Origin of the sequence: Brevundimonas bullata (genome assembly GCF_003350205.1) — a bacterium.
In the GTDB taxonomy this organism is placed as follows: domain Bacteria; phylum Pseudomonadota; class Alphaproteobacteria; order Caulobacterales; family Caulobacteraceae; genus Brevundimonas; species Brevundimonas bullata.
In genome coordinates this window covers 1-1,283 of record NZ_QLLC01000081.1, presented here as the reverse complement: position 1 = coordinate 1,283, position 1,283 = coordinate 1, and the positions used below count along the sequence as shown (strand labels likewise).

Genomic DNA, 1,283 nt, shown 5'->3' with positions numbered 1-1,283 from the left:
ATGGCCAAGGAAAAGTTCGAACGTAACAAGCCGCACTGCAACATCGGCACGATCGGCCACGTTGACCACGGCAAGACGACGCTGACGGCTGCGATCACGATGACGCTGGCGAAGGCCGGCGGCGCGAAGGCCATGGCCTATGCGGACATCGATGCGGCCCCGGAAGAAAAAGCCCGCGGCATCACGATCAACACCTCGCACGTGGAATATGAGACGGCCAACCGTCACTACGCCCACGTCGACTGCCCCGGCCACGCCGACTACGTGAAGAACATGATCACGGGCGCCGCTCAAATGGACGGCGCGATCCTGGTCTGCTCGGCCGCTGACGGCCCGATGCCGCAAACGCGCGAGCACATCCTGCTGTCGCGTCAGGTCGGCGTTCCGGCCCTGGTCGTCTTCCTGAACAAGGTCGACATGGTCGACGACGAAGAGCTGCTCGAGCTGGTCGAGATGGAAGTTCGCGAACTTCTGTCGTCCTACCAGTTCCCGGGCGACGACATCCCGGTCGTCAAGGGTTCGGCCCTGGCCGCCGTTGAAGGCCGCGACGCCCACATCGGCGAAGAGCGCGTGCTGGAGCTGATGGCCGCTGTCGACGCCTACATCCCGCAGCCGGAACGTCCGGTCGACATGCCCTTCCTGATGCCGGTTGAAGACGTCTTCTCGATCTCGGGCCGCGGCACCGTGGTCACGGGTCGCGTCGAGCGCGGCATCGTCAAGGTCGGTGAAGAAGTCGAAATCGTCGGCATCCGTCCGGTCCAGAAGACGACCTGCACGGGCGTCGAAATGTTCCGCAAGCTGCTGGACCAGGGTCAAGCCGGTGACAACGTCGGCGTCCTGCTGCGCGGCACCAAGCGTGAAGACGTCGAGCGCGGCCAAGTGCTGTGCAAGCCGGGCTCCATCACGCCGCACACCAAGTTCGTGGCCGAAGCCTACATCCTGACCAAGGAAGAGGGCGGCCGTCACACGCCGTTCTTCACGAACTACCGCCCGCAGTTCTACTTCCGTACGACCGACGTGACCGGCATCGTGCACCTGAAGGAAGGCGTCGAGATGATCATGCCCGGCGACAACGCCGAGCTGGACGTCGAACTGATCACCCCGATCGCGATGGAAGAGAAGCTGCGCTTCGCCATCCGTGAAGGCGGCCGCACCGTCGGCGCCGGCGTGGTGTCCAAGATCGTCGCCTAAGCGATTGATCCGGGTCTTCGGACCCGAACAGTAAGCGTACCGGCCGCTCCTCGGAGCAGCCGCAGTAAAGCGTAACAGAACGGCCCCCGGAG

1 protein-coding gene is annotated in these 1,283 nt (G+C 64.1%); it reads left to right on the top strand.

Features of this window, described 5'->3' with window-relative positions; all coding sequences use genetic code 11:
- Positions 1-1,191 carry an elongation factor Tu gene (tuf, locus tag DXK21_RS16400; RefSeq protein WP_114818832.1) on the top strand — a complete coding sequence of 397 codons (1,191 nt, stop codon included), beginning with the start codon at positions 1-3 and terminating at the stop codon, positions 1,189-1,191.
- Positions 1,192-1,283 lie beyond the last annotated feature (92 nt).

Excerpts from the sequence above, each read along its gene's own strand:
- tuf (WP_114818832.1), top strand. The coding sequence starts at position 1 with ATGGCCAAGGAAAAGTTCGAACGTAACAAGCCGCACTGCAACATCGGC.